The organism is uncultured Bifidobacterium sp., from assembly GCF_949292005.1.
In the GTDB taxonomy this organism is placed as follows: Bacteria; Actinomycetota; Actinomycetes; order Actinomycetales; family Bifidobacteriaceae; genus Bifidobacterium.
This window is the reverse complement of record NZ_CASEXV010000073.1, coordinates 1-24,261: the sequence shown is the minus strand read 5'-3', so window position 1 is coordinate 24,261 and position 24,261 is coordinate 1. Positions and strand designations below refer to the sequence as shown.

General features: G+C 59.6%; 20 protein-coding genes and 1 tRNA gene. 8 read left to right on the top strand and 13 right to left on the bottom strand.

Annotated features, from left to right (window positions below):
• Nucleotides 1-58: 58 nt before the first annotated feature.
• The 5 genes from clpB to Q1X90_RS05215 form a co-directional block, all read right to left on the bottom strand.
• A complete protein-coding gene (clpB, locus tag Q1X90_RS05235; RefSeq protein WP_300767316.1) occupies nucleotides 59-2,758 on the bottom strand; it encodes an ATP-dependent chaperone ClpB in 2,700 nt (899 codons plus the stop codon).
• A gap of 220 nt (nucleotides 2,759-2,978) precedes the next feature.
• Complete coding sequence (locus Q1X90_RS05230) at nucleotides 2,979-3,794, bottom strand: fumarylacetoacetate hydrolase family protein (protein WP_300767258.1); 816 nt, start codon at nucleotides 3,792-3,794, stop codon at nucleotides 2,979-2,981.
• A 74-nt stretch (nucleotides 3,795-3,868) separates the two neighbouring features.
• A complete protein-coding gene (locus tag Q1X90_RS05225) occupies nucleotides 3,869-4,717 on the bottom strand; it encodes a YggS family pyridoxal phosphate-dependent enzyme (protein ID WP_300767256.1) in 849 nt (282 codons plus the stop codon).
• A 128-nt stretch (nucleotides 4,718-4,845) separates the two neighbouring features.
• The gene (locus Q1X90_RS05220) at nucleotides 4,846-5,973 is read right to left on the bottom strand and encodes a glutamate--tRNA ligase family protein (protein WP_300767314.1); all 1,128 of its coding nucleotides are present in this window, start codon (nucleotides 5,971-5,973) and stop codon (nucleotides 4,846-4,848) included.
• Nucleotides 5,974-6,038: 65 nt separating this feature from the next.
• Nucleotides 6,039-6,875, bottom strand: coding sequence for a DUF3152 domain-containing protein (locus Q1X90_RS05215; protein ID WP_300767254.1), 837 nt, complete (start codon nucleotides 6,873-6,875; stop codon nucleotides 6,039-6,041).
• A gap of 184 nt (nucleotides 6,876-7,059) precedes the next feature.
• On the opposite strand from Q1X90_RS05215, the gene Q1X90_RS05210 reads away from it, so the two are divergent.
• The 3 genes from Q1X90_RS05210 to Q1X90_RS05200 all read left to right on the top strand — a co-directional run bounded on the left by Q1X90_RS05210 (nucleotide 7,060) and on the right by Q1X90_RS05200 (nucleotide 10,236).
• Nucleotides 7,060-7,133, top strand: a tRNA-Lys gene (locus Q1X90_RS05210).
• A gap of 487 nt (nucleotides 7,134-7,620) precedes the next feature.
• Nucleotides 7,621-9,297 carry an aryl-sulfate sulfotransferase gene (locus Q1X90_RS05205; protein ID WP_300767252.1) on the top strand — a complete coding sequence of 559 codons (1,677 nt, stop codon included), beginning with the start codon at nucleotides 7,621-7,623 and terminating at the stop codon, nucleotides 9,295-9,297.
• A gap of 39 nt (nucleotides 9,298-9,336) precedes the next feature.
• Nucleotides 9,337-10,236, top strand: a complete 900-nt coding sequence (locus tag Q1X90_RS05200) for a glycerophosphodiester phosphodiesterase (RefSeq protein ID WP_300767250.1) — start codon at nucleotides 9,337-9,339, stop codon at nucleotides 10,234-10,236.
• 87 nt (nucleotides 10,237-10,323) lie between these two features.
• Here Q1X90_RS05200 and rplI read toward each other — a convergent pair whose 3' ends face one another.
• The 4 genes from rplI to rpsF all read right to left on the bottom strand — a co-directional run bounded on the left by rplI (nucleotide 10,324) and on the right by rpsF (nucleotide 12,103).
• The gene (rplI, locus tag Q1X90_RS05195; RefSeq protein WP_300767248.1) at nucleotides 10,324-10,770 is read right to left on the bottom strand and encodes a 50S ribosomal protein L9; all 447 of its coding nucleotides are present in this window, start codon (nucleotides 10,768-10,770) and stop codon (nucleotides 10,324-10,326) included.
• Nucleotides 10,771-10,789: 19 nt separating this feature from the next.
• Complete coding sequence (rpsR, locus tag Q1X90_RS05190) at nucleotides 10,790-11,038, bottom strand: 30S ribosomal protein S18 (RefSeq protein WP_022861760.1); 249 nt, start codon at nucleotides 11,036-11,038, stop codon at nucleotides 10,790-10,792.
• Between the two features lie 91 nt (nucleotides 11,039-11,129).
• Nucleotides 11,130-11,744: a single-stranded DNA-binding protein gene (locus Q1X90_RS05185; RefSeq protein WP_300767236.1), complete on the bottom strand. Its 615-nt coding sequence runs from the start codon at nucleotides 11,742-11,744 to the stop codon at nucleotides 11,130-11,132.
• Between the two features lie 62 nt (nucleotides 11,745-11,806).
• Nucleotides 11,807-12,103, bottom strand: a complete 297-nt coding sequence (gene rpsF, locus Q1X90_RS05180) for a 30S ribosomal protein S6 (protein WP_300767234.1) — start codon at nucleotides 12,101-12,103, stop codon at nucleotides 11,807-11,809.
• A 278-nt stretch (nucleotides 12,104-12,381) separates the two neighbouring features.
• On the opposite strand from rpsF, the gene Q1X90_RS05175 reads away from it, so the two are divergent.
• From Q1X90_RS05175 to Q1X90_RS05160, 4 genes are all read left to right on the top strand, one after another.
• Nucleotides 12,382-13,281: a zinc-ribbon domain-containing protein gene (locus tag Q1X90_RS05175; RefSeq protein ID WP_300767232.1), complete on the top strand. Its 900-nt coding sequence runs from the start codon at nucleotides 12,382-12,384 to the stop codon at nucleotides 13,279-13,281.
• 63 nt (nucleotides 13,282-13,344) lie between these two features.
• Nucleotides 13,345-14,109 carry a hypothetical protein gene (locus Q1X90_RS05170; protein ID WP_300767230.1) on the top strand — a complete coding sequence of 255 codons (765 nt, stop codon included), beginning with the start codon at nucleotides 13,345-13,347 and terminating at the stop codon, nucleotides 14,107-14,109.
• Nucleotides 14,110-14,249: 140 nt separating this feature from the next.
• Nucleotides 14,250-15,263, top strand: coding sequence for a ribose-phosphate diphosphokinase (locus Q1X90_RS05165; protein WP_300767228.1), 1,014 nt, complete (start codon nucleotides 14,250-14,252; stop codon nucleotides 15,261-15,263).
• Nucleotides 15,264-15,293: 30 nt separating this feature from the next.
• Nucleotides 15,294-16,322, top strand: a complete 1,029-nt coding sequence (locus tag Q1X90_RS05160; protein ID WP_300767226.1) for a glycosyltransferase — start codon at nucleotides 15,294-15,296, stop codon at nucleotides 16,320-16,322.
• A gap of 27 nt (nucleotides 16,323-16,349) precedes the next feature.
• Here the strand turns inward: Q1X90_RS05160 and Q1X90_RS05155 are convergent, their stop codons facing one another.
• The 4 genes from Q1X90_RS05155 to rfbA form a co-directional block, all read right to left on the bottom strand.
• Complete coding sequence (locus Q1X90_RS05155) at nucleotides 16,350-20,462, bottom strand: glycosyltransferase (protein ID WP_300767224.1); 4,113 nt, start codon at nucleotides 20,460-20,462, stop codon at nucleotides 16,350-16,352.
• A gap of 57 nt (nucleotides 20,463-20,519) precedes the next feature.
• Nucleotides 20,520-21,743 carry a polysaccharide ABC transporter ATP-binding protein gene (locus Q1X90_RS05150; RefSeq protein ID WP_300767222.1) on the bottom strand — a complete coding sequence of 408 codons (1,224 nt, stop codon included), beginning with the start codon at nucleotides 21,741-21,743 and terminating at the stop codon, nucleotides 20,520-20,522.
• Entirely contained in the window at nucleotides 21,743-22,570 is an 828-nt protein-coding gene (locus Q1X90_RS05145) for an ABC transporter permease (protein ID WP_300767220.1), read from the bottom strand. Before Q1X90_RS05145 ends, Q1X90_RS05150 begins: the two co-directional genes overlap by 1 nt.
• An 81-nt stretch (nucleotides 22,571-22,651) precedes the next feature.
• Nucleotides 22,652-23,542, bottom strand: coding sequence for a glucose-1-phosphate thymidylyltransferase RfbA (rfbA, locus tag Q1X90_RS05140; protein WP_300767218.1), 891 nt, complete (start codon nucleotides 23,540-23,542; stop codon nucleotides 22,652-22,654).
• A gap of 97 nt (nucleotides 23,543-23,639) precedes the next feature.
• On the opposite strand from rfbA, the gene Q1X90_RS05135 reads away from it, so the two are divergent.
• A partial coding sequence (locus tag Q1X90_RS05135; protein ID WP_300767216.1) for a glycosyltransferase family 2 protein occupies nucleotides 23,640-24,261 on the top strand: 622 nt, incomplete at its 3' end.

Sequence of the window (24,261 nt, the reverse complement as noted above, 5' to 3'; positions counted from 1 at the left end):
CCCACCCCGTCATGACTTTCCGATTGCGGTCGATCACGGGAAACCGGGACGCGCGACATCAGTCGTCCGTCTGCACACCGTCCACGCGGACCCCCGCCAGCGGATCGTCGGGCATGGAGCTCAGCTCCAGGTGCTCGCCTCCCGTCTGGTCGACCAGTACGGTGTCGCCATCGTGGACACTGCCGGCGAGCAGCATACGTGCCAGCTGGTCGCCCACCTCCGTCTGCACCAGACGGCGAAGCGGACGTGCTCCGTAGGCCGGATCATATCCGGTGTTCGCCAGCCACTCACGGGCGGAATCCGTCACCTGCAAAGTGATCCTCCGCTCGGTGAGGCGGGCCGCGACCTGCCGCACCTGGATGTCGACGATGCTGCCGAGCTCCTGACGGGTAAGCGGATGGAAAATCACCAGATCATCCAACCTGTTGATGAACTCAGGCTTGAAGTGCATGTGCACCGCGTCCATCACGGCCTTGCGCTTGGCCTCCTCATCGAGCTCAGGCTGGACCAGGAACTGCGATCCCAGATTCGACGTCATGATGAGGATCGTGTTCGTGAAGTCGACTGTCCGCCCCTGCCCATCGGTCAGACGTCCATCGTCCAGAACCTGAAGAAGGATGTCGAAGACCTCGGGGTTCGCCTTCTCGACCTCGTCGAAAAGCACCACCGAATATGGCCGGCGTCGCACGGCCTCGGTGAGCTGACCACCCTCCTCGTATCCGATGTATCCCGGGGCCGCGCCGATGAGCCGCGACACTGACGCCTTCTCCATGTATTCGCTCATGTCGATGCGGACCATAGCCTTCTCGTCGTCGAAGAGGAAGTCGGCCAACGCCTTGGCCAGCTCCGTTTTGCCGACGCCGGTGGGACCAAGGAACAGGAACGACCCCGTAGGCCGGTTCGGATCGGATATTCCGGCCCGCGACCGTCTCACCGCGTCCGAAACCGCCCTGATCGCCTCGCTCTGTCCTATGACACGGCGAGAAAGATGGTCCTCCATGTGCAGAAGCTTCTCGTTCTCGCCCTGCATCAGACGCCCGACGGGGATGCCCGTCCATTCCGATACGACCTCGGCCACGGAATCGGCGTCCACGCGGTCGGGAACCATCGGCACCTGGTCAACGCCCTCGTTCGCCACCGCGTCCTGATCGTCCTTCTCAGCCTTCTCGGCCAGATCTATCTGCTTGGTAATCTGAGGGATCTCGCCGTATCGGATGGCCGACGCCTTGGCCAGATCGCCATCGCGCTCGAAGCGGTCGGCCTGCGTGCGCAGGTCGTCGAGCCTCTTTCGCAGGTCGCCCACCTTGTTGCGCCCCTCCTTCTCGCTGTTCCAGCGGGCGTTGAGGCCGGCGAGGCGTTCGCTTTTGTCGGCGATCTCCTTATTGAGGTCGTCCAGACGGCTGCGGGACTTCTCATCCAGCGCCTCGACGGCGTTGCGGGCGGCACCGTCGTCCTTGGGATTCCCCAGCAGATAGGACTTCTCCATCGTGAGACGGTCTATCTGCCGGTTGAGCTCGTCGATCTCCTCGGGGCTTGAGTCAAGCTCCATGCGAAGCCGCGCGGCCGCCTCGTCGACCAGGTCGATGGCCTTGTCGGGGAGCTGCCGTCCCGAGATGTACCGATTCGACAGTGTCGCCGCGGCCACCAGGGCATCGTCGGAAATCGTGACCTTGTGGTGCGCCTCGTATTTGGGCGCTATTCCACGAAGGATGGCCACGGTGTCGTCCACGCTGGGCTCGCCGACGAAAACCTGCTGGAAGCGGCGTTCCAAAGCCGGATCCTTTTCGATGTTCTCGCGATACTCATCGAGCGTGGTGGCTCCGATAAGCCTGAGCTCACCACGAGCCAGCATGGGCTTGAGCATATTCCCGGCATCCATCGACCCTTCGGCGGCGCCAGCCCCGACGATGGTGTGGATCTCGTCGATGAAGGTGATGATCTCGCCGTTGGCGTTCTTGATCTCGTTGAGAACGGACTTGAGACGCTCCTCGAACTCGCCGCGGTATTTTGATCCGGCGACCATCGACCCCAGATCAAGGCTGATGAGCTTCTTGTCCCGCAGCGTCGTGGGCACATCGCCGGCGACGATGCGCTGGGCCAAGCCTTCGACCACAGCGGTCTTGCCCACGCCAGGCTCTCCTATCAGCACAGGATTGTTCTTTGTGCGGCGGCTGAGGATCTGCACCACTCGCCGGATCTCCTGGTCGCGGCCGATAACGGGATCAAGTTTCCCATCCTTCGCCGCGGCGGTCAGATCGGTCGAATACTTCTCCAACGCCTTGTATGATCCTTCGGCGCCCGCGCTCGTCACCTTCGCGCCGCCCCGAATCTGGGGTATCGCCTTGCGCAGGGCATCGATGGTGACGCCATGCTTGGCGAGTATGTCGTTGCTTTTGTTGGGAGCCGCCAGCATGATGCCGACAAGCAGGACCTCGGACGAGATGAACTCGTCTCCCATGCGGCGCATCTCCTCATCGGCTCGGGTCAGCACCGACGACAGCTGTCTGCTCGCCGACGGCTGGGACGTGGTCGATCCGCTCGCGCTGGGAAGTCCCACCAAAGCGTTGCGCACCTCGGCCCCGATGGCCTGCACGTCGCCTCCGGCGGTCTGCAGCAATCCGCGAACGACTCCGCTTTCCTGACGGAGCAGCGCATCCATAAGATGCAATGTCTCCACCTGCGCGTTGCCTGCGGCGGCCGCGCTTTGGACGGCGTCGCTCAACGCCTGCTGAGCGCCCTCGGTCAACTTCGGTTCCATAATCATCCTCCATGTCATTCCAGGCCGTGGAGGAGCCGGTCACATCGACCGACGACCACACGGCATGAACCTCTGACATGTCCAACCGAATGACGCACCCGCCTATTCCCAAAACTTGAGTCCAAGACACTCAAGTTTCAAGACAGGGCTCCGTCTCCACCGAAGGAAAACGGAGAGAGATGCATGCAGACACACGTTCTCGTTGAACTCCGCGACGGGCTCAGCCCCTCACCACGACGTTCCTCAGACGACCGATGCCCTCAACCTCGACCACCGCCTCATCCCCGGGAGCAAGATGACCCGAGGCGTTGGGCGTCCCCGTCATGATCACATCACCGGGAAGAAGCGTGGAAAAGCTCGAGATCGCGGAAATCTGCTCGGGGATCCCGTGAATCAGATCCGCTGTGGTGCCCGAGGCGAGAGGAACGTCCTCGCCATTGAGCCTGAACGATATATGCGCGTCACGCCAGTCCAGATCGGTCTCGATCCACGGCCCCAGCGGACAGGAGGTGTCGAAGCCCTTGGCCCGCGTCCACATGGGATCCCCGCTCTGGAGATCCCTCAGCGTGACATCGTTCACGCACGTGAACCCCAGAACGTAATCCATCGCCTTGTCCACAGGGACATTCTTGGCGATGCGGCCGATGACCACGGCCACCTCCGGCTCGAAGTTCATATCGTCGGAAAACGGCGGAAGCACAATCGGATCATCCGGTCCGATGACCGAGGTGCTGGGCTTGGAGAAGATGACCATATCCTCCGGCGCGTGGGCGATCGTTGACTGTCCCTTCTCATACATGTGCCGGGCGTGGGCCTCATAGTTCTTCGCCAGACCATAGATCTTGGAAGGAATCACCGGGGCGAGAAGCCGGACGCCATCCTCGTCGAGGGCATGGCGCTCGCCCGTGGGCGACACGGGACGGGAACCCAGTGGATACCCGTCAAGAGCCACCAGATAGTCCTTGCCGTCCTTCTCGTCCTTCTGGACAAACGCGTATTGGGGAACATCACCGAGCAGAAAACGTGCGATTCTCATACGCCCAGACTACGCCAGACGGATGTCCCACACAGACGGCCGAGGGCACACACCTTCCATTGCGCCCTCAGAACTCAGACGAAGGCGCGCGGGCCGAAGATTCCCGTTCCCACCCGGACGATGGTGGACCCTTCCGCGATGGCCATCCCCATATCCTGGGTCATGCCCATCGACAGCTCACGACAGGACGACGTACCCCTCTCCCCGGATGACGCCACAGCATCCCGCGTCGACCGGAGATGCGCGAATCCCTCACGTATCACATGCTCGTCATCCACATGCGCCCCCACCGTCATCAGGCCGGTCAACTTCAGAGAATCCAAAGCGGCGATGCGCAGGGCCAGATCGATGGCCCCCTCCGGCCGACATCCCGACTTCGCCTCCTCACCCGATTCGTTGACCTCAAGGAATACGTCGACGACCACCCCGTGGGACAGCGCGCGGCGATTCAATCTCTCCGCCTCCTCGATGGAGTCCACGGATTCGACGGTATCGACGTACGGGAGGATCTTGTTGATCTTGTTTGCCTGAAGCTGTCCGATGAGGTGGAAGGGAACGATTCGCGACGGCCCGTCCGCCGACCCGCCGTCCGTGGCGCCATCGGCACCATCCTCCTCGGGGCGCCCCAGCACAAGACCACGATGTGAGCAGAACGAACGCAACATCTGCGCCTTGGCCACAACCTCCTGCGGCCTGTTCTCTCCGATCATGCGCACACCTGCGGCAATGGCGGCCATGATCTCGCCCACATCACGCGTCTTCGTGGCGGCAAGCAACGTCACCTCGTCGGGACGCCGTCCAGCTGCCGAGGAAGCTCTGTCGATGTCCTCCATCACACGATGGACGCCATCCGCTATCTGCCAGACGCGCGCCTCCGAAATAGAGACGTTTGCCAGGTCCTTATGATCCATATAAGCCGTCATATCCACATCCTCACCACGTCGGGAACCGCCGTTCCACCCTCACAGAATCCAACGGACCCATGCCCACCATCGTAGCCAGCATCACCTTGTAAGTTTCCGATAGTCCATTCCGGTTCACCCCGATGCCATCAGACATGACGAATCGTCTCCACCACATCCTCGGGAAGCACACGGTCCCCGCGATCCGCCGCGAGTTTTCGCCACGAGAAAGTCCCCATCCCCTCCGCCGCGGACATAGGAACCGGTCGATTCGCCCGACCCCTCCCGCATCCCATTCCCAGAAGCCACAGGCAGTATCCCACAATCTGACGCGCGGACAGCCCCGCATCGCGCAAAGCCCCCATATCGAGAGATCTCTCACGCTTGGCCAGACGACGTCCCCCCGGCCCGTCAAGAAGAGGAAGATGGGCGTACCGCGGATCCCATGCCGGGGATTCGATATCCACCGAGCATCCGACATCCCGGTCAGCATCCCAACCATCGTCCCGGCCAGCCGCACGGGCAAGCCGCAGACGACGCCTGATCTCCATCTGCAACGCCGTGGAGCGCAGCAGATCGCGCCCACGGACCACGTCGGTGACTCCCATGTCCACATCGTCGACCACCACGGCAAGCTGATAGGAGAAAACCCCGTCGGCGCGCCTGAGCACACTGTCGCCGACATCACGGGAAAGCGAATAGTGGACATCGCCGAAGACGCGGTCCGGCACGAGCACCACATCCTCCGATGCCCCATTGGATTCGCCACCGGGCCTTGGCGTCGCCAGACGAAGCGAATGCCGCCTTCCGGACACCAGTCGCGCACGCACCTCGCCAGGGTAGTCCTCCAGCAGCCTTCGGCAGGTTCCGGGATAGACAACGAAACCATCGCCCTCCTGAGGAGCGGAGGCGGCCCGGATGTCGCTGCGCGAACACCAGCACGGATAGACACCCGACGCCGCGTATCCGGCCAACGGGTCGGGCCTTTCCGCGGTGGTCACCGAATCCACGGACTCCAAACCCTCCAGAGCCTTTTCGTAAAGCCCCTCGCGGTCGGACTGGTACGCGGGCTCTCCGTCCCAATCGATCCCCAACCACGTCAGATCGTCCATAATCCAGCGATCGGCATCCCGCACCACACGGGCGCGATCAAGATCCTCAATGCGAAGAAGCACACGTCCGCCTTCGGACCGCGCCGACATCCACGCGGCGAGCATGGCCATGACGTTGCCCAGATGCATCCTTCCGCTGGGAGTGGGTGCAAGACGACCAACCACCTCATCGACCATGAAGGACGACCTTACTCCCAGCCACGGCCGAAGACGCGCCTAGGAAAACACGCCTAGTTCGAAATCCACAGCTCGTCGTCGAGCGGCCATTCGTTCGGAATGCATGTGCGGAGGTTCATCGACTGCTCCTGCATCAAAGGCGCGCGGTTCCCGGCGGCGTCGCATGTCGTCTCATTGTCCTTGTGTCCAAGACGGTGTCCAACCTCGTGATCGATGACCATACGACGGTATCGCGCAAGGGTCCCGCCGTTATCCAGCCAACTGTCCACGCCATGATTCCACCGGGTGAGATTGATGATGACCTCGTCGCCGACGCGGCAGCTGTAGTTCTCGGAGCATCCGGACGCGAATTGAGTCATGTACTGCGCCTCGGAAAGATATATGGTCATGTCGCAGCGCGTCGAGGCCTGTGTGAATACCGCACCTGCCCGGGGCCATCCACGTGGGTCGTTGAGCGTGCGGAACACGATGCTGATGAAACTCTCAACATCTCCGACGTCACCTTTCGTGGCCACGCAATACTTATATTCATGCAGGGTTTTTCCGCTGCTTTTCGCCACGGAACGGGCACGCGCGAGAATGGTCGAACGCTGGGAGTCGGTCAGCGTGGCGGGATACTCCTGATCATCGGTCGTTCCCGAAGACGATGCTGGTGCCGATGTAGATGCGGACACGGATCCCAATGACGTGGAGCCGCTGGATGTTGTCGTCGTTGATGACGCACGCGCGCGGGAGATGACGCGCAGGGACAGGGATGCCGCCACGCCAACGACCAAAACCACCACGACGGCCGCACAGATGACTCCGGCGACCCTCCTACGTCCACGTCGACCACTCGAACGTCCGCCACGAGACGACGGGATCCGGCCATTCCCCTGATGAATATGCACCACGTCGCTCCTGCCGCCAAACCTATGCCGTCAACCCAGATCGTCGACCGCCGCCATCAACAGTACCGCTCCCGCACGGATCCGGGCTCCATCCCGACGCGAACGACACTCCGACGTGTCTCACGGATTGCGTGGCACGCGCAGACGTGTATAGTTGCTTCTCGGTTTGAAAAGCCACCAACTCGCCCCTTTAGCTCAGTTGGTTAGAGCAGCTGACTCTTAATCAGCGTGTCCAGGGTTCGAATCCCTGAGGGGGCACCCGAAAACCCTTGGAATTACTGAGATTCCAGGGGTTCTTTTTTCTGGGGAACTGGCGCAGGGACATGATCAGACATGATCGCCCTTCGTTGGGCGCATTTGAGGTCACAACAACAGATGATGGCACTATCGCCGAATTTCCGACCCCTCCAGAATGGCGGAATATCAAGGATTTCACCACATACAACGCCGAGGTCTCCATCGGCCACCCGCCCAACGAACGATAAACCCGCCCAACGAACGCAACCGCCGTTCACACGACCGGTGAATTCCTTGCCAACACCGACGCTCCTCCAAGAGTTTATTCAGAACTTCGCCACATTATACCGGGTTGGGGGTTAGGTTCACGGCAGTGCCACGCCTCCAATGCCGGCAGCGTGTCCACGCGGGAAAACCTCGTGCCTCGTGCCCCGCATTCCCAATTTCATAGGACACAACAAAGGAGAGCAGCCAAGTGGAACCGTCGCCCGATCCAAACAAGCCGACCATGACCAAAAGAACTCGGAGGGCCCTCATCACGGTCGCCGCCGTCGCAGCCGTCATCGCCATTGTTGTGGCCGGATGGCAGCCAGCGGTGGAGGCCATCGGCAATAAAAGGATCGAGATCCTCAACGACAAGATCGCCAAGATCTATACGAAGGACTATCAGAGCACCGCCGACAGCAAGCTCATCGCCGCCAGGGACAAATCATCCCATTCCGAGGACGATATCTACACCAAAGAGAACCCCTACGGAACGAGCACCACCGGCCTATACGTCTATTTCACGACGTCCAAGGCGGCCAAGGTGACCTACACAGTGAGCACCAAGGACACCGACTATCCCGATTTCAGCGCGACTCCGCAGGGCGGGAACAAGTACAAGACCACACATGAGTTCCAGGCGATCGGCCTTATTCCGGGCAAGACGAACACGGTCACTCTGACCATCACCTACAAGAACGGTGAAAGCCACACCCGCACCATCACCAAGAAAAGCTCGAAGGCCCTGGGACCCGAGGAGATCCGCCTGACCAGCACGAAGGCCAACACCGGACACGATCTCGGCAACGGGCTGTACGCGATTCTGGGCAACGACAGCGACGAGCAGGACTATCTCTTCTACTATGACACCCACGGCGTCCTGCGCGCCGAGATCCCGATCCTGTACTACCGCGCCCACCGTCTGCTCTTCAAGGGGAACCTCATGTACTTCAGCGTGTCGACGCGATACATCGTCGGCATGAACAAATTCGGCAAAATCGAGAAGTTCCTTTACACCGGCGACAACTACATCCTCCACCATGACTACACGTTCGACTCGGATGGCAACCTCATCGTCCTCGCCACGGACACGTGCAAGAAGACCATCCAGGACAACATCATCAAGATCAACACGACCACGGGCAAGGTCACGCTCCTGGTCGACATGGGCAAGCTGTACAAGTCCTACCGCGACTCCACCACGTTCGCCTCCATGGGCTCATCCAGTTCAAATGCGGATGCGACGAACGACAAAAGCCGCAACTACAACGCGGACTCCACGCCGAAGAAGAAAGACTGGCTGCACCTCAACACCATCCAGATGCTGGACGACGGCAGCGTGATCCTCAGCTCGCGCGAGACGTCCACGGCCATCAAACTCGACAATCTGGAGTCGAATCCCACGATCGACTACATGATCGGCGAGAAGAGCTTCTGGAAGGGGTCGGACTACACGTCCTACCTGCTCACGAAGATCGGTGACAGCTCCGGAATCGGCGGACAGCACACGATCACGTACGAGAAGGACTCGAGCCTGTCGGACGGCCAGTACTACCTATACATGTTCGACAACAACTACGGTGTAAGCAACACCAGACCGGACTATGACTGGAAAGCCAACGTCGAGGGCATCCAGACGAAATTCGCGACGGGCACCCATTCGCGCTACTACAAGTATCTGGTCGACGAGAACGCGCGCACCTACAAGCTGGTGAAATCGTTCAACGTGCCATACTCGCCGATCGTCAGCAGCACACAGGAGCTCGACAACGGAACGATTCTGGTGGATTCCGGGACCAAGGGCCTGTTCGGGGTCTACTCAAGCGACGGCACGCTGATCAGCCAGTGGAAGATGGCCTTGCTGAAGAACCTCATCTACCGCGTCTATCAGTACGACTTCAGCGGGTTCTATTTCGCCTGATCGTCATAGTCGTATGCCTCATTCCATATCCAGAATCCCGTGGGGACTGCTGTCGATCGTCCTCGCCCTCGCCTCGCCCTATGCGCGTCGACCGGCGTCGACGTGGTTCTGGCTCAGGCCAATGGGAGCACGCGAATCCCGCTTATCGTGGCCCATCGCGGGGGGCAGGAGAAGTCCCCCGCCGGGTCGCTGGACAGCTTTCTGAGTGCGTCCACGGACGGATACCCCGTCGAGATGGATCTGCGCACGCTTGATGACGGGCACATCGCCATCTCCCATGATTCGACCACGGGTGAGACGACCGAGGATTCGAGTGACGTGTCCGTCAGCTCGTTGACCGTGGACGAATGGACGTCCATGTGCCTCCATTACGACTCCGAACAATGCTTCCGTGCCGTGACTTTCGGGCAGGTCCTCGACGCCCTTCCCAACGACGCACTGTTGGTGGTCGAGAACAAGCAGGACGAGGTCAGCCTCAAGCGTCTGGAACGGATTCTCGATGCGCGGTCGCTGAGATCTTCCACTCTTATCGAATCCTTGGATTTCAACAAGATCACGCAGGCATCGGCCGACGGATTCCATACCATGTACGTGATGCACAAGAATCAGGATGTCGACGTGGACGCCATCGCCGACGCCGGAGTGGACGTACTTGCGGTCAGTTCCTACTATCCGTTGTCTCTTCTGCGCAAATGCCGTGCACGCGGGCTGCGGCTATGGGTGTGGACCGTGGATCGCACATGGATGGCCGTCCGATGGTCACGCGCCGGAGTGGACGGCATCATCACCGATTATCCCCGGACGATGACACGGCTGCTTTCCGCCCAGGCGGCCGCCGACGATTCCGCGGACGTACCCCGACTGCGGATGTCCGCCGCCGAGCTGCAGAGCCGCATACGAGAGAGGTCCCCACGCGACGATGCGCGCGAGGACCTCTGACAGGCGGGTCTGACAGGCGGGCGGCAGGGAGGGAGCCAAGATGCCCCTTCCCCATCGCCCGCATATTTCCCTATGAGTTCCGATGAGCTACTCGGCGACGACCTTCACGGTGAAGGAGGCGGAGACCTCCGGGTGCAGGGCGACGGTGGCGGGGAACTCGCCGGTCGTCTTGATGGGATCGACCTTGATGGACTTCGGGTCCACGGCGGCCTTGTCCGCAAGGACGGCGGCAATCGAGTCGCCGGAGATGCCGCCGAAGAGCTTGCCGGATTCGGACACCTTGGCGGAGATCTCCACCACGGAGCCCTCGATGGCGGCCTTCGCGTCGATGGCCTCCTGCCGGGTGGCGATCGACTTGGCCTGACGCGCCTTGCGCATGGCCTCGATCTGCGCCGCGGAGCCCTTGCTCCAGCGGAAGGCGAGTCCCTGCGGGATCAGATAGTTGCGGGCGTATCCGGGACGCACCTCGACGACATCGCCGGAGTGTCCGAGGTTCGCGACGGACTTGGTGAGAATAACCTTGGTTTCAGCCATGTTCCTATCCTCCTCTGGATCAGCGGCCGGACGTGGCGTACGGAAGCAGGGCCATCTCGCGTGCGTTCTTGACGGCGCGGGAGATCTTGCGCTGTTCCTGAACGGTGACGCCAGTGATGCGGCGCGAACGGATCTTGCCGCGATCGGAGACGAACTTGCGCAGGAGCGCGACGTCCTTGTAGTCGATCTCGGTGATCTTCGCGGCCTTCAGGGGGTTCGGCTTCTTCTTGAAGGGCTTGACCGGTGGTTGCGGCCTTTTGCGTGACATGGTGTTTCTCCTTATATGAACTTATATGTCGTTATGTCTGAGATGTGGATGCGGTATGTCCCGTGCGGATTGTGTCAAGCGGGACCACGCATCAGAATTCCGGATCGTCTCCCGATCCGCCGAAGTCTCCGCTGCCTCCGAACGACGAGAATCCGTCGTTCGACGACGCGGGCGAGGCCCAGGGATCCTGAGCGGGCGCGGCTGGAGACTGCCGGGGGGGAGTCGCTGCCGGGGCCGCGGATGCGGCGCGGTTGTATCCAGCGCCACCCTGATAGCCTCCGGTGTTCCCGGCGGGCGCCGAGAATCCTCCCGACCGACCGGCTCCGGCGAACCCGCCGGCGCTTGACTGGCGCGTGACCTGGGCCGTGGCGTATCGCAGGCTCGGTCCGATCTCATCGACGGTCAGGTCGATGGATGTGCGCTGGGATCCGTCCTGCGCCTGATACGAGTGCTGGCTCAACCGGCCGGTCACGATCACGCGCATGCCCTTGGACAGGCTCTGGGCGACATGGTCCCCCAGAGTCCTCCATGCGGAGCACCTGAGAAACAGCGCCTGCCCGTCCTCCCACTGATTCGTCTCGCGATTGAACGAGCGTGGGGTGGAGGCAACCGTGAAACTGGTGACGGTGGCTCCACTTCCGACGGTTCTCACCTCGGGATCCGCGGTGAGGTTGCCCACCACGGTGATGATCGTTTCACCTGCCATACTGATGCTCCTTGGGTTGGATTCCACGCACCGACCATGGCGGCCAGGCGCGTCGGCGAGGACTACTCGGCGTCCTTACGCAGGATCTTCGTGCGGATGACGGATTCGCTGAGGTTCAGCAGACGATCGAGCTCGGCGCTTGTCGCGGGCTCGGTGGTGTAGTTGACCACCACGTAGTTGCCCTCGTTCTTGCCGGCGATCTCGTAGGCCATCTTGCGACGCCCCCAGTAGTCGGTTCCATCGATGGAACCGCCCTCCTTGGTGACAACGTCGAGATACTGCTCGGTCAGCTTCTTCAGACCCCGCTCATCGAGCTCAGGATTCGCAATGAACATCAGTTCGTATTTATGCGCAGACATCACCCACCTCCTTCGGACTTACGGCCGCGGACTTTCCGCAGCAGGAGTGTGTATGCGTGCATTCACCATAGGATGAACAACCCTTCCAGTGTACTCCGTTCCCGCGACCAGCGAAAGGGCGGAATCAAGACCACCCGGAAACGTTCAGCATCCGAACAGCCCCAACGGTAAAATCGATCCTGCGAAGGCACACGAGAAGGCACACGATTCTGCGAAGGCGCGTCAAAGCCCGCCGATGAACCGGAGACCGTCCGGCGACAACCGAAGGGACACCATCCATGCAATGCATTCATTGCGGGCACCCCGTGGAAGCGGGAGCGCAGTTCTGCTCCAACTGCGGGTACCCCGTCGCGACCCCGGACGGCACGACTCCGCCATCACCCGTGGCGGGGGCCGCGGCACCGACAACCGATGCGCCGTCCGCCGTGTCCTCCGGCGGCTTCCAGCCGGCCCTGCTGAAAACGGTGGGGACGTCGCTGGCGTACGGCATGGCGGCCGCCCTCGTCGTCGCCATCCTCTCGGCGGCCCTTCTGGAGGCGATCTCGCCGCGGATCTCCTCGCTAACCGACTCACTGCCCTATATCATCAGGCAGTACGTCGCCCTGAAGGTGAGCAGCATCCCCTTCGTCTCCACGGTCGCGCTCCTCCTGGCCGGCGGAGTATCGGGAACCTGGACGCAGGCCGTCTTGCTGGACGCCTCGTACCTTGGCACGCTGTCCACGTCCGCCACCTTCCATTCCCCGTTCACGCTCGTCGGCATGGCTCTGCTTGTGGGAACCGCCGCCGGAGCATACCGCTCGGCGCGGCGGCTCGGCACCCGCTTCCTTCACGGAGGGGTCGTGGGATCGGTTATGGTGGGGCTCGCCGCCGGGCTATGCCATATCCTCCTCGCGGGCCTCTTCTCCTTCAAGGTCAACGGCATCCAGGTGGGGGCAGCGACCGGAAGGACGTTCCTCATGGCCTTCCTCATCGCCGCCGTCGGATCGTTCATGGGGTATCTTCTCGCCCAGTACGCCCCCGACTCCCCGAACGTCCTCGTCTCATGCTGGCAGTGGAGCCATCGTCTGCGCGGATGGGTCCGAACCGTGGCTGACGCCTCCATGGTCTACGGCGTCGTCTTCACGATCATCGGGCTGGCGGGATTCGTGGGGTATGTCCTGTCCACGGGGAACTGCTAGACGCTTGCGCTTATTCCGCTGCTATTCCCCTTCATCCCGATCATCCTCGTCGTCGAATCCTCGTTGGGGGCCACGCTGGTCGCCTCCGGAACGTCCGGGCGGTCCACTCTCTCGATACTCACCGCCCAGAACTCAGGCACCCGGGCGATACTGTGGGTCTGCTTCCTCGTCTTCCTCGCCGCAACCGTTCTCGTCCGCCTGCGGGCGGCGGCCAGAAACATCTACGATCCCGCGCATGCGCGGTGGACCGATCTATGGAAGGCACCCATCGCGGCAGGTCTGGGATGGCTTGTCACGACCGTTCTTCTCGCCCGGTTCTCGGTGGACGTCACCTCGTCCGGAACGCTGTCGCAGCTGTCCTCCCTGTCGGATTCCCTGCTGGGGACGTCCACCGGCTCCATGCTCAACGCGAGCGTCTCCGTGTCGCCGTCGCCGTGGTATGTCCTCATCGCGGCATCATGGATGCTCCTCATCGAGGCGATGGGTCTGGGCTTCGGGCGGAACCTGGTCGTGACATGGACGCCACTGTGGAACGCCGTCCGCGGCGGAACCGTCAGTCCCACGCCCGACGACGTGCAGAGGCATGTGCGCGCGAACGACGCCATCATCACCCTGCGCGGCGGACGAGACGGCAGCGAAGGCGACATGACCGTCACCCGCGAGCTTCCCGACTACGCGTCACCGTTCCACCGATCGTCCGCACAGGTCGGATTCCCGACGACGATCCCGCCGCTGGACAGGGCCCAGCATCGTGCCGCCGTAGCGATCGCGGTGCTTCTGGCGGCCGCGACGCTTCTCATCGTTGCCATGGCGTTCATGGGACTCTGACGATCCGTCCCGCCGATGGCCCGATCGGGGGGACCGTCCTGAGTGTCCTCGTGGTCGGACGCATCCGACTGCGGGTCGCCCGTGTATATTAGGGTCGTCCTTGGCGTTTCAAGGCACGCCCGGCGCGAAGGAAGGCAGACATGTCCGCGATTCTCGAAGGCACACCAGACAAGAGGCTTGCTGTCGTCGCCGGACGCGCGTATCCGGTCCAGGCCACGGAGACCGCGGAATGTCTGGGAACGTCCCTGCTGGAGACCACGGCATACGACTTCGCGAACGGCGAGATGTACGTGCGGTTCACCGAACCCGTACGCGGTGCCGACGTGTTCGCCGTCCAATCGCACACCGATCCCATCAACACCTGGATCATGGAGCAGCTGCTGATGGTGGACGCCCTCAAGCGGGCCTCTGCTCGGTCCATCACCGTCGTGGCGCCCTTCCTCGGCTACTCTCGGCAGGACAAGAAGCACCAGGGGCGCGAGCCGATCACCGCACGTCTGATGTTCGACCTGTTCCGCACCGCGGGAGCGGACCGCATCATGACGGTCGACCTGCACGCGTCCCAGGAGCAGGGGTTCTTCGACGGACCGGTCGACCATCTCACCGCCATGCCGGTGCTGCTGGACTACGTGCGATCCAGCATGGATCTGTCCAACGCCACGATGGTCTCCCCCGACGCCGGGCGCATCAAGGTCTCCGAGCAGTGGGCCGCCAAGCTCGGCGGACTGCCTCTCTCCTTCATCCACAAGACGCGTGACGTCACCCGTCCCAACCACGCCACGGCCCACGGCATCATCGGTGACGTCGAGGGCCGCGACTGCATCGTCGTCGACGACATGATCGACACCGCCGGGACGATCTGCGAAGCGGTGCGGACTCTGCGTGGCGCCGGGGCCGCCAGCGTCACCCTCGTCGCCACGCACGGTCTTCTCTCAGGGCCCGCAGTGGATCGTCTGCGCGATTGCGGAGCACGGGAGATAGTCCTGATGGACACCGTGCCCATCCCCGCCGAGAAGCGTCTGCCGAACATGACGGTTCTGTCCGTGGCGCCCCTGCTGGCGGCGGGAATCCGATCGGTCTTCGAATCCGGTTCGGTCACAGGTCTGCTCAACGGGCTGCCCTCGGACATCCGCCCCCGCAACATCTATGCGTGATTCACACCCGACGCCGGTACGATGGGCCTCATGTCTGATTCGACACAGGACGACCTGGTCTCCATCATCATCCCCGTATACAACGCGCAACGACATCTGCCATATTGTCTCGACTCGATTCTCGGCCAAAGCCACCGCAATCTGGACATCATTCTGGTCGACGATGGATCGACAGACGACTCGGCCCGGATATGCGACTCCTACGCGAAGCGCGACCCCCGGGTCCGCGTGATTCATCAGCCCAATGGTGGCATAGGATCCGCGCAGAACGCCGGTCTGGACGCAAGCCGGGGGCGCTTCATCGCCTTCGCCGACAATGACGACATCCTCGACCGCCACAACATCGCTTATCTTCTTCATGCGCTGCTGTCGACCGGAGCCTCCATGAGCAAGGCGAGATGGCGTCAGTTCGGTCTGTCGCAACGAGACGAGGTATCACGACTCGCCCGGACGGGTGCCGCGGCCCCCTCCGCCGTGACGGTTTTCCGCGACCCCCTCCGCGCCTATCAGACCGTTTTCTGCAAGTCCCTGAGACTTCTGGGGCAGGTCGCCGGGCGCCGGACCGAGACCCGATATTTCAATGAGGCGAACTGGTGCCGCCTGTACCGTCGGGAGACCTGGGATGGAATCAGATTCCCCGACGGCGTATACGCGCAGGACGTTATGGTGGCGGGCCGTCTCTACGAGCGCATGGACACGGTGGCGGACATCGACGTTGTTCTGTACCACTGGCTCCAGTCTCCCGAATCGGTGACGCACGCGCAGCGCGGTTTTGATTTCTACCACGACAACGTCAATGCCGGAATCGAGAATTTCAGGCTGGCGCTTGGGCACGGCATCATACCGATGCGCAGCTATTACACGATGACGCAGCAGATGCATTACGCGAAGAGACAGGCGTCATCTCACGACGAGACAATCCTCCTCTCCGATAAGAAAGCTGAACGCGCCTCGGTCTCGCAACTGACCATCGGACAAATCACCGCGTGCAGACTCACTGCGTTCCTGCGTCTCATGGAGAAACTCATCTACGATCAACACGTCAAGAACATGCGATAGACCTGCGTCCTTTGCAGCAGAGAGAAATCAGACCTGCCGAACCCAATAGTTCCCCGACGATCTCGACAGATTCGGATTGTAGTAGGGATCATTGGCGACCTGTTCTCTGTACCTTCTCAGGAAGACGTCCGACTCGCCCTTAAGCCTCTTTCGGCGCTTCTCGTCCTTCGTGTCATATCCGCGGGTCATCGACTCATAATGGTAAAGCTCAGTCTCATGAGACCACAGGATATCGCGATGAAGCTGATCGTGGATGCGCATGCATAGATCCACGTCATTATAGGCAACGGCAAGCGCTTCATCGAAACCACCGACAGCATGAAAATCGTCGGACCTAATCATGCAGCAGGCGGCGGTGACCGCGGAATAGTTGACGTTCTCAATCAGGCGCCCATAATACCCGAAATAGCTTCGGGGGAAGCCAGCCTGAATATGCCCGGCGACGCCACCAAGACCCAAAACTATACCTGCATGCTGGATCGTGTCTATCGGATAGTAGAGTTTCGCGCCAACGACCCCGATGCGCTCATGCTGCGCAAACGAGACCATTCTGGTCATCCATTCAGGATTGATAATCTCCGTATCGTCGTTCAAGAACAGGAGGTATCGGCCGTCGGCCTTCTCGGCCGCAATATTATTGATTCGTGAATAGTTGAATGGGATGTCGATCTCCTCGACATGGAACCGTGACCCGAGAAGTCTCCTGAATCTCTCATACAAATCGGCCATATGCGGGTTGGTGCTTCCATTGTCGGCAATAACGATCTCATAGTTGCCGTAATTCGTCTTCTCGATGATGGAAGTAACGCAACGCTCAATATTGTCATATCCGTCTCGCGTCGGAATGATGATGGAAACCAGTTCATTCTCATCAACATCGTAATGGATATCGTATATTCCCGCGGCAATACCAGGAAGGACTTCCGCATGGTAGCCACGACGAGCGACGGCATCCTGCAGCGCCCTAAGTCCGGCAAGAGAAGCATAATTTTTGGCTCCGCCATCTGACGCAGTTGAAGTAGGAAGCGTCCTCCAATGATATAAAACCTTCGGAATATGCCGGACATGCGAAGCATCCGTGCGTTCCATGAAACGCAGCACGAAATCGTAGTCCTGTGAACCTTCATAACCCGCACGGAATCCGCCGATACTCTCGACCAGCGACCGACGATATACACCTAGATGGCTGATGTAATTGGTACTGAGCAAAAGGTCTGGTGAGAAGTTTGGCTTGAAATGAGGATCACTTCTCACGCCTTTTTCGTCGATCTTGTCCTCGTCGGTATAGATCAAGTCGACATCTGGGTGTTCATCGATGGTTTTGGCCACTTCGAACAAAGCATGGGGAGCAATCTCATCATCATTGTCCATCAGGGCCACATAATCACCGGCCGCTACCGCAAGCGCAGAATTGGTCGCCCGCGAAATGTGCCCGTTCTTCTCACGAAAGACAACTGTGATTCTATTATCAAGCTGAGCGTAACGCTCAAGCACGGGGCGCACGTCTTGCCGGGTTGAATGATCATCCGCGATGCACAGCTGCCAGTTCTCGTACGACTGCGCCAGAACGGAATCGATGCATTTCGACAGCCACTGCGGATCAACGTTATATACGGGCATGACAATCGAGATCAATGGCTTATGGGAAAATCCTCTGATGCTTTTCTGTACCGCTTCAAGATCGTAACTCTCCGTTACCTGAATGAGTCTGTGATAGGCTGCACGCTGTTCTCGAGGAGTGACATACTTATCTCGAATTATTCTCGCAGTGGTCCGTGGATGCCTGATCATCCTGAGCGCAGTACGCATCAGCTTTACGAATCTCGACATCGTTGACGCTGGTATATTAACGTCGATTTTGCGGCTATCGGTCGGTGTAGAAAAAACCAATCGAGTACTTCTGACGTGGCGCAAAGTAGCCTTTCCATCGGGGACGGCTATCTCCGCCCGAAAGCCCAGCATGGATTCCTGCGGAACGGGCAATACGGAATTCACATCGGGTCGGAGATACCGATCAACCTTCTTCAGGCTGGCTCCGGGCATGTCCTCCAATGCGATGTGCACGTCGGCATTCCCATGGAGATCCGCGGCCCATCCTCTTACCGTCATTTCCGTTGAATCGGACGACACAAGAACTTCGTCGACCGAGAACTCCACGCCACGCTGGAATTTCTTGTCGAAGGGGAAGAAAGCCGGAGAATACCGGTCTTCCAACCCCACGTGCATCTGGAGGTAACGCATGCAGCTATCCGGAGAAATATCAAGAGGCTTCGGTTTGACGCTCGTGAACTCCGAATAGGGTTGCCAAAGGACGCAGCCGGCGATGGGAGCCGAGTGAATCCTAACGCATAGGTCGACGCCTCTCAGCCCTTCCTCAAGCGAATAGTCGACACCACCGCTGCTCGTAAAATCCCGTTTTCGGACGAGCATACAGTCATCGGTGACTCCGAACATCTCGCGAGGAAGAAGATCTCGGAAATAGTAACCTATGCCTTCATCCCACAGGCCACGCATCTCGAAGGGATTCCCGCTTCTCAGCGCCCTCAGCGTGATCCCGACGTTAAGCACCCGACTCTGCGCATCGTAGATCTTTCCTCCCACAACACTCACGGAGGGGTCGGCACAATAGTTGACCATGTTCCTCAGCCACGACGAATCCTGCGGCATCACTCCGGACAGGAGCACGACGTACTCCTCGTCGCATGAGGCCACCACGTCGTTGATGGAGGAGGAGTCCGATACGGGAATGTATCGAGCTCCGTCATACTTCGTCAGAGATTTTAATTCCGCGATCTGCGAGGCGGAATACGACGACAGCACGACCGCGATCCGAGGTAAAGCCATCTCGTAGTCAATCCTGTATGTCCCCAGATTATGAAGCATGGTGACTGCGCCCGGGAGAGACCGTCTGGCCAGCGCCTCCTCGATGGCACGTTTACCGGCCTCATACGCGTACATCTTGCTCCGTGGATCGCCGGCGACGGAGGTCGGCAGTGTTCGCCAATGGTAGAGAACAGAAGGAATATGGCGAACTTCACGAGCCTTCTCAGTCGCTCTGAGCACAAAATCATAATCCTGGCTTCCATCGAACTCCGAACGCAAAGGTCCCACTGCATCCAGCAACGCTCGAGTAACCACGACGAAGTGGGTGATGTAATTGTGACCGAGCAGAAGATGCGGAGAGAAACCAGGCTTGAAGAACGGATCGAACCGAGTCCCCTTCTCTGTGATTTTGTCTTCATCGGTGTAGATGAAATCAGCCTCTGGGCGGGAGTTCAGGGATTGGACAATCTCATATAATGCCTGTGGCGCCAATTCATCGTCATTGTCCATGAAACCGATATAGCTTCCGGTCGCAAGATCGATCGCGGAGTTGGTGGCCGCGGATATTCCACCGTTGTCGTCTCGAAAAACGATTTTGATACGCGAATCGGTATTTGCCAGTTCCTGAAGAAGTGGTCGTATATGTTCCGCGGACGATTTATCATCCGCCAAGCACAGCTCCCAGTTCGCATACCATTGGTCGCGGATGGATTGCACACAACGACGAAGCCACCGTTCATCGACGTTGAACACCGGTACCACGAGGGAGATAAGAGGTGAATCCCCCCATTGGGACATCGCACTCATGGCATCAGATCGTGTCATGGTCTCGTTCTGCGCGATCCATTTCCGATATGCCGCGCCGTCTTTGAACACGCGCCTCCGCACGGCCCCCATGATCGCCATCGCTCCACGCGGTGTGAATGAGTGGGAAAGGTAATGGACGATTCTCCGTTCGGTGTGGTGACGCTTGGATCGGCGAAGTCGCCGCCCAAGGGCCGCCACGTCGATTGCCCTCGTAATAGTTCGTCCTGGGGTCTCGCATGTGAGCATGAACTCGGTCACACTCTGGGGCACGGAGATTCGAAAACCCACAGCATCCTCGTCGTTCAACGAGAAGACGGCATTCATATCGGGACGAGACGTACGTACAACGCTGGCGCCATCACACTGATCGACCCGGACCGTCATCGGAACATGACGGAATTTGTCCACCGCCCAGCCAACGACCGTGACAGCACCGTTCCCATCGGGCCCCGAAGCCTCCACCGCCTCGACGGCAATCCTATACGTCCTGTCGTTGAATAAATCCATCATGGTAATGTCCCGATTCTCCCCTGCCGATCCGTCTCCACCGTCCGGAAACGGCACTCCCTAATTCACCCGTACCACGCAAACCGCTTCCGGATCGACCACCGACATGACCTCGGCCGCCTCTCCCTTGATATGGAAACGGCACACATTCTCTCCGACCACAACCCGTTCAACATCATTCTGGATAGCTACAGATATTCGGTAATCACCGAAGGCGAAAACATTCGATACGCTTATATGCACATCACGTAGACCTTCACGAAGGACGTCAACGTTATTCTTTGCCAATGGCACGGAAAGAACCGGAACCCCGCGCCCATCAAAGACATCCACAAACACTCGGCTTGCCATAAGCGGCCGCTGGACGCGCATCCGGAAATCAAGGGAGAAATCCTCTCCTCCCGCAAGAAACTTAAGCCTGTCACCATCAACGCTCACCGAAGCCGACTCCACGGCGAGCGAAGCCATGACAGTCTTCTCGCGATTGACGGACTCCTCGGTCCGCGGCGGCAAGAACGAATCCGAATAGGCATCTGCCACCTCGTCCGGATCCCCGATCTTGGCGATCCTCCCGTCCTGGATCAGCATCGCGCGGTCACAGTATCGCCGCACATCCGCCATCGAATGCGTCACCAGAATGATCGTCTTCTTCCGCCTTTTCGCCTCGAAGAAATAGTCTTGGCACTTTTTCTGGAAAGCCTCATCGCCGACCGCAAGAACCTCATCAAGAACAAGAATGTCGCCTTGTGACTTAATCGCCACGGAAAACGCGAGCCGGACCTGCATCCCGCTTGAGTAATTCTTCAGTTTCTGCTGCATGAAATCGCCTAATTCCGCGAATTCGACGATATCGTCGTACATGGAGTCGACATCATCCCGCGAGAAGCCCAACATGGCGCCATTCAGGTACACGTTCTCGCGGCCGGTCAATTCGGGATTGAATCCCACGCCAAGTTCGATGAAGGGGACAAGCTTGCCGTTGGTGACGATCGTCCCGGAATCGGGCGTGTATATCTGCGAGATCAGTTTAAGCAGAGTGGATTTCCCCGAACCGTTCTTGCCGACGATTCCAAAGAACTCACCGGCCCGTATATTGAACGAGATGTCATTCAGCACATGCTGAACACGGAATCCACGAATCCCTTTCAGCCAGTTGAAAATCGTCGTCTTAAGGCTGTTCGCTCGTTCCGTGGGAAGCTTGAAGCTCTTGGATACTCCCTCGACCTGCAAAGCCCAATCAGTCTCCTGCACAATCGCTCCCGCCTGCTGTTGTGGCTCCATCATCACACCAACTCCGCGAAGTACTGAGATCGTTTTGTGAAAAATACAAGCCCGGCGGTGAAAAGCGCGAAAGACACGACCACCGGCCAGCATGCTACAAGGAAATGGGAGGTCCAACCCCATAGCGTCGAATTCTCAGGAGCGATGAGGACATGACGAGCATCCTGTATTATCTGGGCCATTGGATTAAGCATCAAATCAAGTTTCGCCAGCAAAGGACCGGTCTCCCCCGCGCGCGAGGCAATCATGCTGATGGGGTAGATGATGGGCGTGGCATAGAACCCCGCCTGCATCAAGACCTCCCAGATGGGATTCAGATCCCGCAGTTTCACATAGACGGCACTGAGAAAGAATGCGATTCCCAAGGACAGGAAATACAATTCAATCACAATCGGAAAAATAAGAAAATTCGACCACCGTGGGGAAACACCGTTCAACAGGGCGAAGATGATCACTACCACAAAGTTGATGCCGAAGTTGATCAATGCCCCCATCGACGACGAGATGACCACGATATGCTTGGAGAAATGTATCTTCCGAAGCAGATCTCCATGGCCGACGACGGACATCATTCCACCAGTCGTCGTCTCATTAAAGAAATTCCACAGTATGATACCGAGCAGCAGTCCGACCGAGAAATGGGGAACATCGGCGCCGAAACGCAGGAAACGAACAAACACCAGGTACATGATCGTGAAAAGCAGCAGAGGCTTGAGCACGGACCATATGTATCCCAGGAACGACTGCTGATAGCGGAGTTTGAAATCAGTTCCGACCATGGCTTTAAGCAGGATTCTGTTCTTACGTGAAAAGATCTCCGTGATATTCACATGCCGCTCCTCAAGGTAATCAAACCCCCATATGATATCAGCGAATCCTATAACCCTTATTCCGCCGACATCCTTGATGACTCAGTCGTTCGGTTTCGAGATGACGCGGTTCTCGGCCACGTCCCGCAGATGCCGGCCATAGTTGGACTTGCCGTAGCGACGCGCAGCCGCCAAGAGCATCTCACGGTCGATCCACCCGTTCTCGTAGGCGATCTCCTCGAGCACGCTGATCGGAAGCCCCTGCGCGCGCTCCACCGTGCGCACGAACTCCCCCGCCTCGAACAGGCTGTCCATCGTGCCCGTGTCCAGCCAGGCGTATCCACGGCCCAGCGTGACGACGTCCAGTGATCCATCCTCCAGATACAGACGGTTGAGATCCGTGATCTCCAGTTCACCCCGGGCCGATGGCCGGACCTCCTTGGCGAAGTCCACCACCCGGTCGTCATAGAAATACAGTCCGGTGACGGCGTAGTTCGACGCCGGATGCTCGGGCTTCTCCTCGATGCTCACCACATGACGGTCGTCGTCGAATTCGACCACCCCGTACCGCTCCGGATCGTCCACGTAATAGCCGAACACCGTGGCGCCCGACCCCGCTCCAGCAGCCCGCCGCAGAACACGGCCGAGACCGTTGCCATAGAAGATGTTGTCCCCCAGCACCAGCGCGCACGGCTCTCCGTCGATGAACCCCTCCCCTAGGAGGAACGCCTGAGCCAGACCATCGGGACTCGGCTGGACCTTGTATTCCAGCGAGATCCCATACTGGGAACCATCACCGAGCAGCCGTTCGAAATTGGGAAGGTCCTGCGGCGTGGAGATCACCAGGATCTCCCGGATTCCCGCCATCATCAGCACACTCAGCGGGTAATAGACCATCGGCTTGTCGTACACGGGAAGAAGCTGCTTCGACGTCACCGTCGTCAACGGATACAGCCGGGTCCCCGACCCACCCGCAAGAATGATGCCCTTCATGCAACAGTCTCCAATCTGATTGGCAACCTTATGGTCTAACCTAAGTGTTTAGCAACAAGCCCAGCATAGTCGCACCCGAAATTGGAGTCATTGAACAATGCGTCTCTTCATACAAATTCCATGTCTCAACGAGGAGAGGACGCTTCCGCTCGTCCTGCGCAATATGCCGAAGGAAATACCGGGCGTCGATGGCATCGAGCTCCTCATCATCGACGACGGCTGCTCGGACAGGACGGTCGAGGTGGCACGCGGCCTCGGGGTCACGCACTTCGTGCACCACGCCCGGCCCATGGGACTGGCGAGGGCGTTCCGCGACGGGGTCGACTATGCGCTCAAGCATGGGGCGGATATCGTCGTCAACACGGACGGCGACAACCAGTATCCCTCGGACGCCATCGCCGGACTGGTGCAGCCGATAGTCAACCATCAGGCCGACATCGTGGTGGGCGACCGGCAGACGTCGAAGATCGCGGAATTCTCCGCCTTCAAGAAGACGATGCAGCATTTCGGTTCGTGGGTGGTCAACAAGGCCGCGGGAACGCACATCCCGGACGCGGCCAGCGGCTTCCGCGCCTATTCGCGCGGATCGCTGCTCAAGCTCAACATCGTCACCGAATTCAGCTACTGCATGGAGACGATCATCCAGGCGGGAAACAAGCGGCTGGCCATCACCTCGTACACCATCACGACGAATCCCAAGACGCGGGAGTCCCGTCTGT

Coding starts and splice junctions, on each gene's coding strand:
- clpB (WP_300767316.1), bottom strand. CDS start 2,758: ATGGAACCGAAGTTGACCGAGGGCGCTCAGCAGGCGTTGAGCGACGCC.
- Q1X90_RS05230 (WP_300767258.1), bottom strand. CDS start 3,794: ATGAGAATCGCACGTTTTCTGCTCGGTGATGTTCCCCAATACGCGTTT.
- Q1X90_RS05225 (WP_300767256.1), bottom strand. CDS start 4,717: ATGACGGCTTATATGGATCATAAGGACCTGGCAAACGTCTCTATTTCG.
- Q1X90_RS05205 (WP_300767252.1), top strand. CDS start 7,621: ATGACCAAAAGAACTCGGAGGGCCCTCATCACGGTCGCCGCCGTCGCA.
- rplI (WP_300767248.1), bottom strand. CDS start 10,770: ATGGCTGAAACCAAGGTTATTCTCACCAAGTCCGTCGCGAACCTCGGA.
- rpsR (WP_022861760.1), bottom strand. CDS start 11,038: ATGTCACGCAAAAGGCCGCAACCACCGGTCAAGCCCTTCAAGAAGAAG.
- Q1X90_RS05185 (WP_300767236.1), bottom strand. CDS start 11,744: ATGGCAGGTGAAACGATCATCACCGTGGTGGGCAACCTCACCGCGGAT.
- rpsF (WP_300767234.1), bottom strand. CDS start 12,103: ATGTCTGCGCATAAATACGAACTGATGTTCATTGCGAATCCTGAGCTC.
- Q1X90_RS05175 (WP_300767232.1), top strand. CDS start 12,382: ATGCAATGCATTCATTGCGGGCACCCCGTGGAAGCGGGAGCGCAGTTC.
- Q1X90_RS05165 (WP_300767228.1), top strand. CDS start 14,250: ATGTCCGCGATTCTCGAAGGCACACCAGACAAGAGGCTTGCTGTCGTC.
- Q1X90_RS05160 (WP_300767226.1), top strand. CDS start 15,294: ATGTCTGATTCGACACAGGACGACCTGGTCTCCATCATCATCCCCGTA.
- Q1X90_RS05155 (WP_300767224.1), bottom strand. CDS start 20,462: ATGATGGATTTATTCAACGACAGGACGTATAGGATTGCCGTCGAGGCG.
- Q1X90_RS05150 (WP_300767222.1), bottom strand. CDS start 21,743: ATGATGGAGCCACAACAGCAGGCGGGAGCGATTGTGCAGGAGACTGAT.
- rfbA (WP_300767218.1), bottom strand. CDS start 23,542: ATGAAGGGCATCATTCTTGCGGGTGGGTCGGGGACCCGGCTGTATCCG.